Source organism: Desulfovibrio sp. DV (assembly GCF_001936595.1).
Classification (GTDB): domain Bacteria; phylum Desulfobacterota; class Desulfovibrionia; order Desulfovibrionales; family Desulfovibrionaceae; genus Solidesulfovibrio.
Genome location: NZ_MLBG01000030.1, coordinates 26,730 through 40,958 on the forward strand (window position 1 = coordinate 26,730; position 14,229 = coordinate 40,958).

The 14,229-nt window shown below is 67.6% G+C and carries 13 protein-coding genes and 1 pseudogene; 6 read left to right on the top strand and 8 right to left on the bottom strand.

Going from position 1 to position 14,229, the window contains the following annotated elements; genetic code table 11:
• Positions 1 to 598 precede the first annotated feature (598 nt).
• Positions 599 to 1,240: a recombinase family protein gene (locus DVDV_RS09160; protein ID WP_075354375.1), complete on the bottom strand. Its 642-nt coding sequence runs from the start codon at positions 1,238 to 1,240 to the stop codon at positions 599 to 601.
• A gap of 228 nt (positions 1,241 to 1,468) precedes the next feature.
• On the opposite strand from DVDV_RS09160, the gene DVDV_RS09165 reads away from it, so the two are divergent.
• From DVDV_RS09165 to DVDV_RS23320, 3 genes and pseudogenes are all read left to right on the top strand, one after another.
• Entirely contained in the window at positions 1,469 to 2,083 is a 615-nt protein-coding gene (locus tag DVDV_RS09165) for a chemotaxis protein CheC (protein ID WP_075354376.1), read from the top strand.
• A 59-nt stretch (positions 2,084 to 2,142) separates the two neighbouring features.
• Positions 2,143 to 2,427 (top strand): annotated as a pseudogene (locus DVDV_RS23315) (cobalamin-dependent protein); the annotation flags it as partial.
• A gap of 400 nt (positions 2,428 to 2,827) precedes the next feature.
• On the top strand, positions 2,828 to 3,688 hold the full coding sequence (locus DVDV_RS23320) for a radical SAM protein (protein ID WP_254845326.1): 861 nt from the start codon (positions 2,828 to 2,830) through the stop codon (positions 3,686 to 3,688).
• Positions 3,689 to 3,823: 135 nt separating this feature from the next.
• On the opposite strand, the gene DVDV_RS09175 is transcribed toward DVDV_RS23320, so the two are convergent.
• The 4 genes from DVDV_RS09175 to DVDV_RS09190 all read right to left on the bottom strand — a co-directional run bounded on the left by DVDV_RS09175 (position 3,824) and on the right by DVDV_RS09190 (position 8,832).
• Positions 3,824 to 4,348, bottom strand: coding sequence for an AAA family ATPase (locus tag DVDV_RS09175; RefSeq protein WP_075354377.1), 525 nt, complete (start codon positions 4,346 to 4,348; stop codon positions 3,824 to 3,826).
• A gap of 39 nt (positions 4,349 to 4,387) precedes the next feature.
• Entirely contained in the window at positions 4,388 to 6,322 is a 1,935-nt protein-coding gene (locus DVDV_RS09180) for an ABC transporter substrate binding protein (RefSeq protein WP_083634729.1), read from the bottom strand.
• Positions 6,323 to 6,538: 216 nt separating this feature from the next.
• On the bottom strand, positions 6,539 to 7,903 hold the full coding sequence (locus tag DVDV_RS09185; protein WP_075354379.1) for a glycosyltransferase family A protein: 1,365 nt from the start codon (positions 7,901 to 7,903) through the stop codon (positions 6,539 to 6,541).
• A complete protein-coding gene (locus DVDV_RS09190; RefSeq protein WP_075354380.1) occupies positions 7,900 to 8,832 on the bottom strand; it encodes a glycosyltransferase in 933 nt (310 codons plus the stop codon). Before DVDV_RS09190 ends, DVDV_RS09185 begins: the two co-directional genes overlap by 4 nt.
• A 234-nt stretch (positions 8,833 to 9,066) precedes the next feature.
• Between DVDV_RS09190 and DVDV_RS22740 the strand changes: the two genes are divergently transcribed.
• A complete protein-coding gene (locus DVDV_RS22740) occupies positions 9,067 to 9,222 on the top strand; it encodes a hypothetical protein (protein WP_175577087.1) in 156 nt (51 codons plus the stop codon).
• Positions 9,223 to 9,348: 126 nt separating this feature from the next.
• Here the strand turns inward: DVDV_RS22740 and DVDV_RS23325 are convergent, their stop codons facing one another.
• Genes DVDV_RS23325 through DVDV_RS09210 form a run of 3 tightly spaced genes read right to left on the bottom strand, consistent with a single transcriptional unit; the run spans position 9,349 to position 13,263 of the window.
• On the bottom strand, positions 9,349 to 10,662 hold the full coding sequence (locus DVDV_RS23325; protein WP_254845327.1) for a glycosyltransferase family 1 protein: 1,314 nt from the start codon (positions 10,660 to 10,662) through the stop codon (positions 9,349 to 9,351).
• Positions 10,663 to 10,672: 10 nt separating this feature from the next.
• The gene (locus DVDV_RS23330; RefSeq protein WP_075354382.1) at positions 10,673 to 11,779 is read right to left on the bottom strand and encodes a glycosyltransferase family 2 protein; all 1,107 of its coding nucleotides are present in this window, start codon (positions 11,777 to 11,779) and stop codon (positions 10,673 to 10,675) included.
• An 11-nt stretch (positions 11,780 to 11,790) separates the two neighbouring features.
• On the bottom strand, positions 11,791 to 13,263 hold the full coding sequence (locus DVDV_RS09210) for a radical SAM protein (RefSeq protein ID WP_075354383.1): 1,473 nt from the start codon (positions 13,261 to 13,263) through the stop codon (positions 11,791 to 11,793).
• Between the two features lie 366 nt (positions 13,264 to 13,629).
• Between DVDV_RS09210 and DVDV_RS09215 the strand changes: the two genes are divergently transcribed.
• Positions 13,630 to 13,893 (top strand): type II toxin-antitoxin system ParD family antitoxin, encoded by a 264-nt coding sequence (locus DVDV_RS09215; RefSeq protein ID WP_075354384.1) that lies wholly within the window; start codon positions 13,630 to 13,632, stop codon positions 13,891 to 13,893.
• Positions 13,894 to 14,181 carry a type II toxin-antitoxin system RelE/ParE family toxin gene (locus DVDV_RS09220; RefSeq protein ID WP_075354385.1) on the top strand — a complete coding sequence of 96 codons (288 nt, stop codon included), beginning with the start codon at positions 13,894 to 13,896 and terminating at the stop codon, positions 14,179 to 14,181.
• Positions 14,182 to 14,229: the final 48 nt, after the last annotated feature.

Genomic DNA, 14,229 nt, shown 5'->3' on the forward strand with positions numbered 1-14,229 from the left:
TATTTCCCCGTGGGCATTATTTTCACTGTGGGTCAAATTTGTCAACAAACCGCCCACTTTCCCGGACGCCCCAGCCAAAAAGCCGCAAAAGGCCGTCCACACCGGCCGGTTGGCCGGTGTTCTCATGGGCTGCTCAAAGCAATATGAAGCATTCAAGCCAGTTGGGAATATGGCAGGAGTCGCGCGGCCAGGCTCTTACCTTCCCATGAGTCCACGAAAAGCGGCCGGCGTCAAGGACGGGCCGGGTTTGGCGACAGGAGTTTTTCGCCTGCGCCCAGGGACAAGTGGAAGCCGGTTTTTGTCACAAAAACCAAAATGGCCCAGACTCCCAAACAGGTTGGAGCCGGGAAACAGGATTGGAAAAAAACGTAACATACTGGAATTATGGCATCTTGTATGTCCTATCCGGGCAGCCGGCGCAGGGAGGGGGGAGGGCGGTGGAATCGGCCGGATCGGATGGTTCAAACGGCGGGGCGGCTCTCGGGATCAATCGCGGGAAAAGCAAAATTATTTTGCAAAATGTGCCCCCGGCCTCCCGGCTGGCCTTTTCGCCCGGAAAACGCCGGCTATGCGCCAAACCGCCTGACCTTCGCTGCGGCTAGGGTTGCTGCGCCCCGGCCGGGGGCAGGGCGGCCAGATGCAGGGCCCAGATGCGTTTGACCTGGCTTTCGCTGCATCCGGCCAGGGCCGCGGTGCGTTTGATGCTCTGGCCGCTGGCGCGCAAGGCGATAATGCGCTGGTGGGTCGCACGATCGGGAATGCGGCCCTGGTACTTGCCGGCGGCCTTGGCCAGCTCGACGCCCTGGCGCTGCCGTTCGCGCCGGGTTTCATAGTCGTCCCGGGCCATTTGCAGGGCCAGCTTGAGGAGCAACTCCTGGACCGACTCCAGCACGATCCTGGCCACGCCCTCGGTCCCGGCCGCCAGGTCCGACCAGTCGACCACCCCCGGAATAGCCAGCTTCGCCCCCTTGGCTCGAATGGACAAAATGAGTTGCTCGGCCTCGGCCAAAGGCAGCCGGCTGATGCGGTCGATCTTTTCGGCAACCACCACGTCCCCGGGTTGCAGGTCCGCGATCAGGCGGAGCAGTTCGGGACGGTCGGCCCGGGCCCCCGAGGCCTTCTCGCGGTAAACCCCGGCGATGTAATAGCCGGCCGCCCGGGTATCGGACTCGATCCCGGCCTGCCGGGTGAGATCCTGGGCGTCGGTGCTGACTCGGATATAGATGCGGGCTGCGTGCATAGTCCCTCGCCAGGATGGGTATACCGAACTTGGCTGGCTGTAACCCGGCCGGCCAAAAAAGGCAAACAGCAATGTAAATTGGCTAGCCCGTGTTTGGCTATCCCAATTGGCCCTGGCCGGCACCCCGGCCGCCAGGGGCCCGGCGGCCCGGCCCGGCCCCATGATGGGCATTTCCAAGCCGGCCCTATACGGGTATATTCGACGGGCCAGGCAGGAGGAAAACGGTACATGACGTCTGCCATCAGTCTCGAAGCGCGCATGGATCTGTTAAGCGAATGCGTCAACATTGGCCTGGGCCGGGCCGCCGAGGCGCTCAACCGCATGTGCGACAGCCATGTGAAGCTCTCGGCCCCGGAAATCCGGATCATGAGCCGCCCGACCTTGACCGCCGCCACGGCCGGACGCTGTCCGAGCCGGTGTGAGGGCGTGTTCCTGCCCTTTACCGGCCCCATGATGGGTATGACCGCCCTGGCCTTTGCCTACGGCGACGCGGCCAAACTGACCAGCGGCCTGACTGCGGACATGGGCATCGACGACCCGTCCGAGGCCATGCGCGACGACACCCTGCGCGAGGTGGGCAATGTCATCCTGGTCGGCGTCCTCGGGGCCATGGGCACAGTGCTTGGCCTGCACGTCGTCTACCAGCCCCTGACCACGGCCAAAAACCTCGACCCGCTGCTGGCCGTGGCCGATTCCTGCAACACCGTGACCCTCTACGTGCGGGCACATTTTTCCCTGGAGCGCTTCATGGTTACCGGCGACATCATGGTGGTACTGGCCCAGGAAGGCTTTGACGCGCTGATGGCCGCCATTGACGCCAAAATCCTGGAAATGACCGGGTAGCCGGCGTGGCCAACATCGTTTTGCTCTCGCCCACGCCCCCGGATCTCTCGGCCTTTGGCGTGCGCAGCCTGCAAGCCAGCCTCAAGGCCGCCGGCCACGACGTGCGCCTGGTCCTTTTTCCCGGCAGCATCGGCCTGTCCCAGGAGGACGGGTCCTACGTCTACCGCTACACCGACGCCGTCATCGGGCAGGCCCTGGAACTGGCCGCCGGGGCCGATCTGGTCGGGGTGTCGTTTTTCACCAACTATTTCGACCGGGCCCTCCAGCTCACCGCCGCCGTGCGCGAACGGCTCGGCATTCCCGTCGTCTGGGGCGGCATCCACGCCACGGTGCGGCCCATCGAAGCCCTGGAGCACGCCGATTTCGTCTGCCGGGGCGAGGGCGAGGCCGCCCTTGACGCCCTGGCCCGGGCCCTGGAAACCGGCGCATCTGCGGCCGCCATCCCTGGCGTGTGGACCATGGGCGAGGACGGGATGGTGGACAACGGCCTGGCCCCCCTGGTCCCGGATTTAAACGCCTTGCCCTTTTTCGATTTCAGCGGCGAAAATCAGTACGCCCTGGCCCCGGAACTCGGCCGCATCGTGCCGCTGGCCCCCGAGGTCCTGGCCCGTGCGCTCCCAAGGCTGCCGTATTTCGGCGGCAGACTGCTGACCGCCTACCGCACCATGACCGATCGGGGCTGCCCCCACGGCTGCTCCTACTGCAATGTGCCGACGGTCAAGGCGCTTTTTTCGCGGCGGCGGCGTGCCGTATTTCCGCCACCGGAGCGTGGCCCATGTCATGGCCGAACTGCGGGCCATCACCACCCGTTATCCGTTTATCGAGGCGGTGCAGCTTTTCGACGACACGTTCTTCTCCCGGCGGCTCGACTGGCTGACCGAGTTTGCCGCCGTCTACAAGAAAGACATCGGCCTGCCGCTGTATTGCCAGGCCTCGCCAACGACCCTGGACGCCGCCAAGCTCGACGTGCTCATCGAGGCCGGCCTGTGCTACGTCGAAATGGGCATCCAGACCGGCAGCCCCAAGCTGCGCGAAATTTTCGGCCGACCCGAAGACGACGCCACGGTCCTGGCCGGGGCCCGGTTGCTGCACGCCCGCCAGGGGAAACTGCTCACCCCGGACTACCACGTCATCATCGACGCGCCCTGGGAGGACGAGGCCGATCTGCTGGACACGGTGCGCCTGCTCATGCGCCTGCCCAAGCCCTTCGGCCTGGCCATCGCCAGCCTGGTCTATTTCCCGGAAACCGAACTCTACCGCCGGGCCAAGGCCGAAGGGCGCATCGTCGACGAGGAAACGGAAATCTACCGCCGCCCGTTTTACATCGCCCCCCGGCGCAGCTACCCGGCCTTCCTGCTCTATCTGCTGACCTTCCAGCACATCCCGCCCCGCCTCTACGCCGCCCTGGCCTCGCCGGCCCTGGTGCGCCTTTTTAGCCGCGCCAATCCCGTCTGGCTCTACAAGGCCGCCTATGTCCTCGGCGAAGGCCTGCGTCTGGCCGCCAAAGGGGCAAGCGCCCTGTGGCACGGCGACCTCGGCCGCATCACCGGCTTCGTGCGCCGCACGCTTCGCCACGACCCGACCGTGGCCGGCCGGAAGGGGTAACGAGGGAGGGGGAGATAAGGAGGGGAAGAGGGGGAGGGGAGAAGATGCCTCCGGCGGCCAAAGGGACTGAGTCCCTTTGGAATCCCCTCCTGGGGAGGATTTGACCGGGGGCGCTCGGGTTGCTCGTTGCGGAACTTAGGGGTTTCGCGGCAGAGCAGACGATACGGCTTGCAGTATCCGCTCCACACTCTCTCCAACCGACAAAGATGCGGTGTCAAGCTGTAGGTGTGGCTGAACCCAGGCTTCGTAGTGGCGCGTTGCCACCTGCTCCCAGGTGGGCAATGTCAGTCCTTCGACGCCGGAACGCCGGGTTTCCACCCGCTTTCGATGCTCTGCCAAGTCAGAGCAGACACATTCCACCTCCACAAATCCGACACCTGCCCGCACTGCAACGTCTCGATAGGCTTTCCGCGTAATTTCAAGAGGGTTGACCGAGTCTGCAATGACTAAATGGCCTAACCGAAGATTGTCGGAGGCGACGCGGTACGCTGCCATATAGCCGGCCGGTCCCATATCTGCATCGGAGGCCAAAAGGCCGGATGACCGGATGCCCTGCTCAATGGAGTCTATTCGCAGATAAACCGCTTTCATGCGCTTCGCCAAGGGCTGCGCAATGGTGCTTTTGCCGCAGCCCGGCAACCCTCCCAATATAATGAACACGGACTTGATCCTTTCGTGTTGCCGGCTAGCCGCCCCACCCTACCGCCCTCGGGACAGGTGGGCGGAGAGCAGGCTGGCTGCCGTGGACAACAGCGACTGCTCCTGGCGGGTGAACGTGCGCCGGGTGCGCACGTCGCCGACAACGATAGCGCCGGCCCAGACGTTGCGGCAGGTTACGGGCGCGGCCAGCACCGACGTCAGGTCAAAGGCCCGCATGATGTTCTGTACGGTTTCGGGAAAGTCGTCCACCGGCCCGGCGATGCACTCCCCGGCCGCCAGACGGTCGGCCCACTGGAAGCCGTCGAGGCTGTAGGGGATGAAGGCCACGTCCGGATGGCCGCGCTGCAGCGTCAGCCCGGCCGCGCAGGCTTCGCCCGCCAGCCGGCAGCCCAGGCCGTGCGTCTCGTCTTCGACATTTTCAAACCAGACGGCCCGGCCCAGGGAAAAGGCCGTCAAAAGCCGGGTCAGCGCCCGGTCCACGGCGTCCGGGGCATCGGCCAGCAGTTCGCGCCCGAAAATCGACAATTCTTCCTCGGCCATGGCCCGGGCTGCCAGGGCTTCTTCCGCCAGCCGCCGGGCCGTTATGTCCGAACCCACGGCCAGCCAGCCTTCGGGCTTGCCGGTCGCGTCGAAAAGCGGTTGGTTGTCCCAGTGCAGGTACACCCGGTGGCCGTCCTTGGTGGTGATCTCGTTTTCCGAGTCGCCCCTGGCCAGGGACTGGGGCGCGGCCATGGCCCGGGCCAGCAGGCTCGACAGATCCGGCGGCGCGGCCGGCCAGAAGACCGCCTTGCCGGCCAGCAGCTCGGACCGGGTGTAGCCTAACAGGCGTTCGGCGTATTCGTTGACGAAAAGCAGCCGGCCGGTGGCGTCAAAGCGCAAAATGAGGGAATTGGCGCTTTCCACCAGCTCCCGATACCGGCGTTCGCTTTCCAGCAGCCGGGCCTCGGTCCTTCGCCGGGCCGCCAGCAGCCAGCCCAGGATGCAGCCGCCGGGGACAAACACCGCCAGGGCCGCCGCCCCGGCCCACAACAGCCCCTTGTGCTGCTCAAAGACCGTGGCCGGCTCGTTAATAAGGGTCGCCTTGGCCGGGACCCGGTCCATGGACAGGCCAAACCGCTGCATTTCAGTGTAATCCACCACCATCTCGGCCGGGATGTCCACCACGGGAATGTCGCCTGCCGGCCGTCCGGCCAGAATCTGGCCCACAATGGACGCGGCCGCCCGGCCCTGGGCCGCCGCCCGCAGCACCCGGCCGCCCAGGGTCCCATTCCCCAGGTCGAAATCCCACAGGCCGAACATGGGGACAGCGGAAACCCTGGCCAGTTCCGAAGTGTCCTGGCCCGGTTGCACGGTGTTTTCGGCCTCGCCGGAAGGAAGTGATGTCAGGCGCATGGCCACGGCGTCGGTGGGGGCCGAAGCCAGGGCGGCGGCGGCGCTTTCCAGGCTGGCATTGAGGATTTCAACCGGCCGCACCCGGCGTTCCAGGGCAGCGGCCGCCCGGCGAAACCGCTCCATGTTGGCCCTGGCCGACACCGTGGTGTCCGAACCGAAGGCCAGCACCGTCCGCGCTCCGGGCACCAGGGCCAAAGCCAGTTCCATGGTGCCCACCACATCCGGGGATTCGCCAACGCCGGTGATGTTGTCATAGCCGGCAATGCGCGCCGGGGTGAAATCATTGATCCCGCAAAAGACCAGCGGCAGGCCGGGGAAAAGGGTCGGACGCAGCCGCAGCCAGAAATCCAGGGCCGCGTCGTCGCAGGCGACCAGCACGGCGAGCGGGACATTGCGGTATTTTGTGCCCAGATAGGCGGCGAACTGGCTTTGGTCGGCGGTTTCGGAAAAGCGCCGGGCGTCGAGATGCTCCACGAACACCCGGGCCCCAACCGGGGCAAGACCCTCCATGAACCCGTTGATTTCCCCCTGGGACCAGGGATCGCCATGGTGGTAGGAGGCCAGCAGCAGGACGGCCGGCATGGTCTTGGCAGCCCGGCCAAGGGGCAGCTTCCCCCCCAAAAAGGACCAGGATCAGGACCAGCCCGACGAAGACGCCCCGGAAGCGGTTATGCATGGCCGGGAACCTACCGGAAAATTCCAGATTTGTCTAAAGCGGCCGTGGCTTTCCCCCGGCCGCCGGCCGGCCCGTTTGCCGGACGTCCGGACCGGGGAAGGCCGCCGGGCCCGGAGGCGGGCCTAGAGCGCCTCCGGCAGCGGCGTCGCTCCGGGCACCAGACTGTAGCCGGTCAGACGCACATCCAGGCGCACCTGCCCGCTGCCGCCCGCAACCGGCGGCAGCGCCAGCCATGGGTCATGGCCGTGGCTCCACAGGAGCAGCCCGCCCGCGTCCACGGCCACAACCACGCCTGTGCCGCCCGGCGTGAGTTGCCGCAGCCCTTCCCCGGCAAAGTGGCCAAGCCGCCGGCCGTCGCTGTCGGTCAGGGTCAGTCCGTGCAGCCGAACCAGTCCCTGGGCCTGGGTCGGGTCCAGGCGCAGGGGTCCGGCCGGACACAGCACGGACAGCACCGCCGGCCGGTTTGGCGCATAGGCCAGGGTGACCTTGCCGGTCTCGTCAAACACCCCGGCCTGCCCGGCATAGACATCGCACCAAAACCGCCGACCCGGCGAGGCCCCGGCCAGGGCAGGGAGAAAAAACGGATCAAAGGCGGTCAGGCCGGCCAAAAGCGTCCCATCGGCAAACCAGGCCGAGGCCGCCCCGGCTCCGGCCGCTGCGGCCAATCCGGCCAGACGCTCCAGGGTCATGGCCGAGGACGCGGCCACGGTGTCGGCGTCGGCCCCAACGGCGGCCAGGATGGCCCGCTTGATCCGGACGGTCTCAATGATTTCCGCCCCGCCCGCGGCCAGCCGGGCCTGCTGGCTGGCCGCGTGGCGGCGAAACCGGTTTTTGGGGGCGGCCCGGTAGGCCATGCCCCAGCCGGCGCCCAGGAGGGCGGCGTAAACGGCCCAGTCGCCGCAGACCTGATAGCCCTCAGCCGCGGCCATGGCGGCGCGCAGGGCATCGGTGCGAAACAGGCAGGCGCTGGCATTGGGGATGGTGTTGCGAAAGATCAGGGCCCGGCGGCATTCTTCGTGGCCGGAGCAGGCATAGTCGGCAGCCCAGCGCAGACCGTCCACGGCGTCGGTGTGGCGGGCAAGCGACCCGGTGATCCGGCTGTCGGCGTCCATGGAGAGCGATTGGCAGTAGGCCAGCCCCAGACCGGGGTCGGCGGCGAACAAGGGAACCAGGGCCGCCAGGAAATCCGGATCGCAGGCGTCGTCGGATTCGGCGATCCAAACCAGGGGCGCGCTGGCCAGGGACAGCCCGAGGCTCCAGGCGGCAAAGGGATTGCCGGTCGGCGGCTCGATCCGGCGCAGGGTCAGGCGGGGATCGGCGGCAAAGGCAGCGGCCGTTTCATAGCTGCCGTCGGTGGAGCCGTCGTCGAGAAAAAGCACTTCCAGGCGGCCCATGGTCTGGCCGAGCACCGAAGCCAGCCGTTCGGCCAGGTAGGGGGCGTGGTTGCGGCAGGGAATGACCACGGAGACGGCGGCAGCGGCGGTCATGGCCGGACACCCGGCCGGGAAAGCGGTGTGAGGCGAAGGCCGGCCAGGAAAAACCCGAGTGGCCGGGGGTCGTCGGAGATGGCGTGGGCGGCCGGGGAGGATGCGCCGTCGATGGCCAGGGTGACGACGGCCTGCTGGGCAAAGCGTCCGGTTCCGGGCAGGCAGGCCAGGGCGGCCGCCAGGGGTTGCGGCGAACCGGGCCAGGCAAACCGTCCCGCTTCCCGGCCGCAGACCGTGACGGTCAGCGCCAGGGGCGTGTCCCCCCGGCCCAGAAACGGCCGGCCGTTTAATTCCAGCACAAAGCCGTCCCGGGCAGCCTCGGGCAGGCCCAGGGCCAATCTGGCCCGGCCGCCCTCGGTCCAGCGCCCGGCCCCCTCGCCGTGGCTCCAGCCTTCCTTGAGAAATTCCGCAGCAGCCAGATCGTCGCCGATGGGAATATCCTGGCCAAAGGGCGCGGCGTTTGGCGGCAAATACCCGGCCGGATCGGGATACCGCACCCTGGCTCCGGCCAGGGCCGGGGCCAGGGAGGCGAGCAGGTCCAGCCAGGAACGGATCATGGCCGGGGCGGTAAAATGGCTGCGCGCGCGTTCCCGGCCGGCCTGGCCCAGGGTCTGGCGGGTGGCCGGTTCACCGGCCAGGGCGGCCAGGGCCGTGGCCAGGGCCAGGGCCGTGGCCTCGGGGTCGATAGCGGGGTCGGGCAGGAGGATGCCGGTGCCCCCCAGTTGCTCGGGGATGCCGCTGACGGCCGAGGCCACGACCGGCAGGCCCTGGCCCATGGCCTCGGTGATGCACAGCGGCATCCCTTCGGAATCGGACGGCAAGACAAAGATGTCGGCCGCCCCGAGCCACTCCCGCACGTCGTCGCGCCGGCCGAGCAGGGCCACCCGGTCGGACAGGCCGGCCTCGGCCACCATGGCCTCCATGAGCATTTTGGCCGTCGCCGATGCTGTGGCCGATGGCGGCGTAAAAAAAGCCGCGCCCCGGCCGGATGCCGGGCCAGCCTGGCGGCGGCCGACAGCAGATGGCGATACCCCTTGCGCGGCTCGTAGCGGGCTACGGTGAGGCACAGGACGTCTTTGGGTCCAAGGCCGAGCCAGGCCCGCCGCTCGGCCCGGGCCGCCGGCCCGGCCGGCTCGAAAAACGCCAGGGGCCGGCCGTAGTGGATGACGCCCGAACGCCCGGCCGGCGCGCCAAAGGCCAGCCGCAGCAGGGCCAGATTCTCCCCGGACACGGCCACCACGGCCAGGGCGGCGGCATTGGCCCGCACCACCTCGGACAACCGCCCGCCGAGTTCGGCCGGATGGCTCGGGGCCACGTAGTTGACGTGGACCAGATAGGGCAGGCCGAAATCCCGGCAGACCGCCTTGGCCGCCAGACTGGAATCCGGCGCGCCGTCGCAAAAGACCACCACATCCGGGCGTACGGCCATGAAAATGGCTTCCGGCTCATTGCGGCTGTGGGCGGTTTTGGCAAAGGTGCGCATGGTGTCGTAGTCGATGGGGACATAGGCCACGCCCGGCGCGCCCCCGGTGATGTCGGCCGAGGCGGCCAGGACCATCTCCAGGCCTTCCCCGGCCAGCCCGGCGGCCAGCAGCCCGGCATTGACCGCTGTCCCGCCGTAGCCGGGATCGTCGCAATAGAGAAGGACGCGCATCATGCCCCCGGTTGCCCGGCCGCAGCCCGGCGGTAGGCGGCAAGGGCCAGGGCCACCGCGCCGTTCCAGTCAAACCCCGCTGCCCGGACAAGCCCACGGCCCCGCAGATCCGCCGCCAGCTCCGGGTCGCCGAGCACCCGCATAAGCGCCTGGGCCAGACCGGCCGTGTCGGCCGATCGACAAAAAGGGCCGCATCGCCGGCCACCTCGGGCACGGCCGGGGCCGAACCGGCCACCACCGGCGCGCCGCAGCCCATGGCCTCCAATACCGGCAGCCCGAAGCCTTCGCCAAAGCTCGGATAGGCAAAGACCGCCGCATCCGAATAGAGCGCCGGCAGATCGGCCTGGGCCACGCCGCCGCAAAAGACGATGCCTTCCCCGCCGCCGCTGTCCCGCACCTGTCGGCCGAAATCGGCAAAAAGCCCGTCGTCCGGGCCGGCGATGACCAGCAGCGGCGCAGCCGCCCCCAGCCGCTCCCGCACCAGCCGGTAGGCGGCCACCAGTCCGGGCAGGTTTTTGCGCGGCTCGATGCGCCCGAGGGATAAAATGTAGCGGCCCTCCGGGATGCCCAGGCGACGGCGCATCCCGGCCAGGGCGGCGGCGTCGGCCACCGGCGAAAAAGCCGCATCCAGCCCGGAATGGACAAAGGCCACGCGCTCGGGGGCGACGCCGTAGCGCCGCACGATCTCACCCCGGCAGTAGTCCGAAACCGTCAGCACCATGGCCGCGCGCCGGGCGCTCAGGGGATAGAGCAGGCGCATCAGCCTGGAAAGGCCCCGGGGAAAATACTGCGGCATGGTTTCATGGAGGATGTCGTGCAGGGTGATGACGCAGGGCACGGTGGGCACAAGCGGCGCGATATACTGGCAGTGAAAGACGTCCACCTCGCGGCCAAGCCGCCAGGGAAACGGGAACACCAGCCGGGCGAACCGGCCGGCCGGGATGTCGCGGATGGCCACGTTGGGCGCGTCCCCGGCCAGCCGGGCCGCCTCGTCGCGCCCGGCCGGGGTGACGTAAAAGACAAAATCGAGGTCCGGCGCAGCCGCCGGCAGCCGGGCGGCCAGGGCGGCAATATAGGTGCGCGACCCCTGCCGGATCCCCCCCACCGTATGCAAATCAATCCCTACATTTTTTCAAAGGTGCGGGTGGGAATCGGGTCGCTTTTGTTGATGGTGCGGGTGGAAGTGTTGTCGTTTTTGTTGATGGTGCGGGTGGAAGTGTTGTCGTTTTTTTCAAGGCTGCGGGAGTGAGCTTGGTGGCAATGGCCCAGCCAAGGCCCCCGGCAAAGGCCAGGGAACGGGCCAGGATGATGGCCGGGGCGGCGACGGCCACCGGCCGGTCGCGCCGGGCGGCGAAACGGACAAAGGGGACGGTGGTTCCGAGCAGGGCGGCCAGGGCCGCGCCGGCCAGCACGCCGCCGGCCAGGGACAGGGGCCAAAGGAGCAGGCCCAGGGCCGCAAGCCCGGCCAGCACGGTCTGCACCCGGATGATGGACGGGGTGTAGCCGTCGCAGACCAGTTTGCCCGGATGGTCCCGGCAGGCCCGGAAGCGCCAGCAGGCCCGGCGGGCCTTGATGCGCACATAGCGGGCGAGGGTTGCCGGATGGAGGTGGCAGACGATGGCGTCCGGGGCAAAGACCAGCCTGTGCCCGGCGGCGGCCAGCCGGTAGGACAACTCGGTATCCTCGTTGTCGGCCACACAATACGACGTGTCAAAGCCGCTGGCCGCGTCAAAGACGGCCTTGCGGTAGGCGGCGGCGTAGGTGGCGATAAGGTCGATGGCCGGGCGGCGGGCAACGTAGGCGTAGCGGTCCTCGAATTCGAGCTGGGCAAACCGGGCCACCAGGGCGCTTTGGCAGGTGCGATAGGCCCCCTGGACCCCGGACACGGCCGGATCGGCCAGCGGCGCGGTGAGCCTCGCCAGGAAATCCGGGGCCGGGGCGCAGTCGGCGTCGGTGAAAACCAGGATGTCGCACCGGGCAGCGGCGGCCCCGGCGTTTCGGGCGGCGGCCGGCCCGGCGTTTGCCTGGCGGATGACGGTTGCGCCAAAGCGTGCGGCCACGCCGGCGGTGTCGTCGCTGGAGCCGTCGTCCACCACGATGACGGCAAAGGTGTCGCGCCCGATGGTCTGGGCATCGAGCCCTTCAAGGGTCCCGGCCAGGGTGGCGGCGGCGTTATAGGCCGGGATAACGACGGCTATGCCGGGCATGGGGGGAGTGGTCATTGCACTCCCCCTCACACCCGCGAGCCCCGCACCAGATGCTTCAAAAAGACCCGGCCGGCCCGGAAGGTGCGGGCCATTTCGCCGGGGCTTAGAAGCGACAGCGCCGCCCGGCGGGCCAGGAATTTGGGGCGCAGGTAGAACCGGCGCCGGGCCAGATCGCACAGGCGCACGATTTCGGCCGGGGTCAGATGCTCGTTTCGCACCACGCAGCCGTGCAACCCCTCGGGCGTCAGCCAGTCGCGCCAGCGGCCGGCGGCGATGAAGCCCCGGGCCTCGTACTCGGCATAGGCCTCGGTGCCGGGATAGACCATGACCGGATAGAACTGGGCCGTGTCCGGGTTGAGGCTCAGGGCGAAGTCGATGGTGGCCAGGATCGACTCCCGGGTGTCGCCCGGAAAGCCGAAAATGAAGCAGCCGTGGACCTTGATGCCGGCGTGGGCGGCGTCGGCCCGGAACCGGCGCATCCGCTCGGTGCCGATGCCTTTTTTCATGGAAGTCAGCGCAGCCGGATCGGCCGACTCGAACCCGGTGCAGACCTGCCGGCAGCCGGCCCGGCGCATGATGGCCAGCAAATCGGCGTCCAGATCGGCCCGCGCATTGGCCGACCAGTCAAAGACCAGCCCCCGGCGCATGATGGCGGCGCAAAATTCGCGGCACCGGGCCTTGTCGGCAGTCAGGGTATCGTCCTCGAAAAAAATGGTGCGCAGGCCGGGAAAATTGTCCAGGCACCAAGCCACTTCGTCGAGCACGTTGTCGATGGCCCGGTAGCGCGCCGCCCGGCCGGTCAGGGTTTGGGGATGCAGGCAAAAGGAACAGCGGTAGGGGCAGCCGCGCGAGGTGGCCAGCGTCACCATGGGGGGCTTGGCATTGGGGTTGAAATAATGGCGGATATCCAGATGCCGGGCATAGACCGGGGCTACCGGCGGCAGGGCGTCGAGATCATCCAGATAGGGTCGGTCCGGGTTGTGGACCACGGTCCCGTCCTCTCCGACAAAGGACAGGCCGGCCACAGTGGCCAGCCGCGCGGGCGTGGCCGGGCCGGAAGCGATGAGCCGGGCCAGTTCCAGCACGGTGGCCTCGTATTCGCGCCGGGCCACGGCCAGGACCGCGCCGGGGGCCATCGCCAGCACCTCGCCGGCCCGAGCCGTGGCATGGGGGCCGACCAGCACGGTGAAAAGGCCGGGCAGGGCCTGCACCAGGGCGGCGGCGGCTTCGATATCGGCGTCAATGCTCGGGGTCGAGGTGTCGAGCACGGCCAGAAACGGTTTCCCCGCGACGGCCCGATCGACCACGGCCGGCAAGTCCAGGCCGGCGGCCGGGGCGTCGCAAAAATCCACGCGATAGCCGTCAGCTTCGAGCACGGCCACGAGCTGGGCCAGAAACAGCGGGAAATAGAGCGTGCCGCTCTTAGTCACGGCCGGCGAACGCTGCGGCCGGGAAAATTTGGGCAGAAACGGCGGATTGAGAACCAATATATCAACCATGGGTATCCTTTGGGCTGTTGTGATGATGGCAGCAGGGAAAGAGGGAAGAAGGCCTCCGGCGGCCAAAGGGCAGTGCCCTTTGGAAACCCGCAATAAATTTAGATATATGTAAACAAAGTCGGATGGTTGAACAGTTTCGTTGTGCGTGAAAGCCGTTCAGTTGCCATCCCGGACACCACCCCAAGAACCCCTTTTCCCTTTGCAGGGGTCCGGGGGGATCATCCCCCGGCCGCCGGAGGCACTCTTCCTCTTCACCTTCCACCACCTTCCACCGCCTTCGCCACCTTGCCGTTGCCTGGCCTGTCCAGGATTGACAATCTTTGGCAGGCCGCTATCCTTTGGCCATACGTGACAGGAGGTGTGCCCATGAACGTCAATCTTACGCCGCAGCTTGAGCAGCTGGTCAAGGGGAAAGTGGCGTCCGGCCTCTATAATTCGGCCAGCGAGGTGGTCCGGGAGGCGTTGCGGCTATTGGAGCAGCAGGACCGGTTGCAGGCTGCCAAGCTCAAGCGGCTGCAAGAGGACATCCGCGAAGGTCTCGACAGCGGCGAGCCGCTGGCCTGGGACCCCGAGGACATCAAGCGGGAAGGCCGCGCCCGCCGGACCGCCGCGCATGCAGCAGACGACTAAATGTCCGGCCTCGTCATCACGCCCCGGGCCAGAGAGGATCTTCTCGACATCTGGGACTTTATCGCCCGGGACAGCCTGTCTATGGCCGATGCCTTTATTGAGAAGATACACGCCAAGCTCGTAACGCTTGCCGTATCGCCGAATATCGGCCGGCCGCGGGACAACCTGGGCGATGGCGTGCGGAGTTTTCCTCTCGGCCGGTACGTCATTTTTTACCGTTCCCTGCCGGGCCAGACCACTATCATTCGCGTTCTGCACGGTTCCCGCGACATCCCGACTGTTTTCTGATGCTCTCCCTGATCCGCAGCCGACCGGCTCACCAGTCCAGCCCCAAAA

Coding starts and splice junctions, on each gene's coding strand:
- DVDV_RS09160 (WP_075354375.1), bottom strand. CDS start 1,240: ATGCACGCAGCCCGCATCTATATCCGAGTCAGCACCGACGCCCAGGAT.
- DVDV_RS09165 (WP_075354376.1), top strand. CDS start 1,469: ATGACGTCTGCCATCAGTCTCGAAGCGCGCATGGATCTGTTAAGCGAA.
- DVDV_RS09180 (WP_083634729.1), bottom strand. CDS start 6,322: ATGCCGGCCGTCCTGCTGCTGGCCTCCTACCACCATGGCGATCCCTGG.
- DVDV_RS09185 (WP_075354379.1), bottom strand. CDS start 7,903: ATGACCGCCGCTGCCGCCGTCTCCGTGGTCATTCCCTGCCGCAACCAC.
- DVDV_RS09190 (WP_075354380.1), bottom strand. CDS start 8,832: ATGCTCATGGAGGCCATGGTGGCCGAGGCCGGCCTGTCCGACCGGGTG.
- DVDV_RS22740 (WP_175577087.1), top strand. CDS start 9,067: ATGACGCCCGAACGCCCGGCCGGCGCGCCAAAGGCCAGCCGCAGCAGG.
- DVDV_RS23330 (WP_075354382.1), bottom strand. CDS start 11,779: ATGACCACTCCCCCCATGCCCGGCATAGCCGTCGTTATCCCGGCCTAT.
- DVDV_RS09210 (WP_075354383.1), bottom strand. CDS start 13,263: ATGGTTGATATATTGGTTCTCAATCCGCCGTTTCTGCCCAAATTTTCC.
- DVDV_RS09215 (WP_075354384.1), top strand. CDS start 13,630: ATGAACGTCAATCTTACGCCGCAGCTTGAGCAGCTGGTCAAGGGGAAA.
- DVDV_RS09220 (WP_075354385.1), top strand. CDS start 13,894: ATGTCCGGCCTCGTCATCACGCCCCGGGCCAGAGAGGATCTTCTCGAC.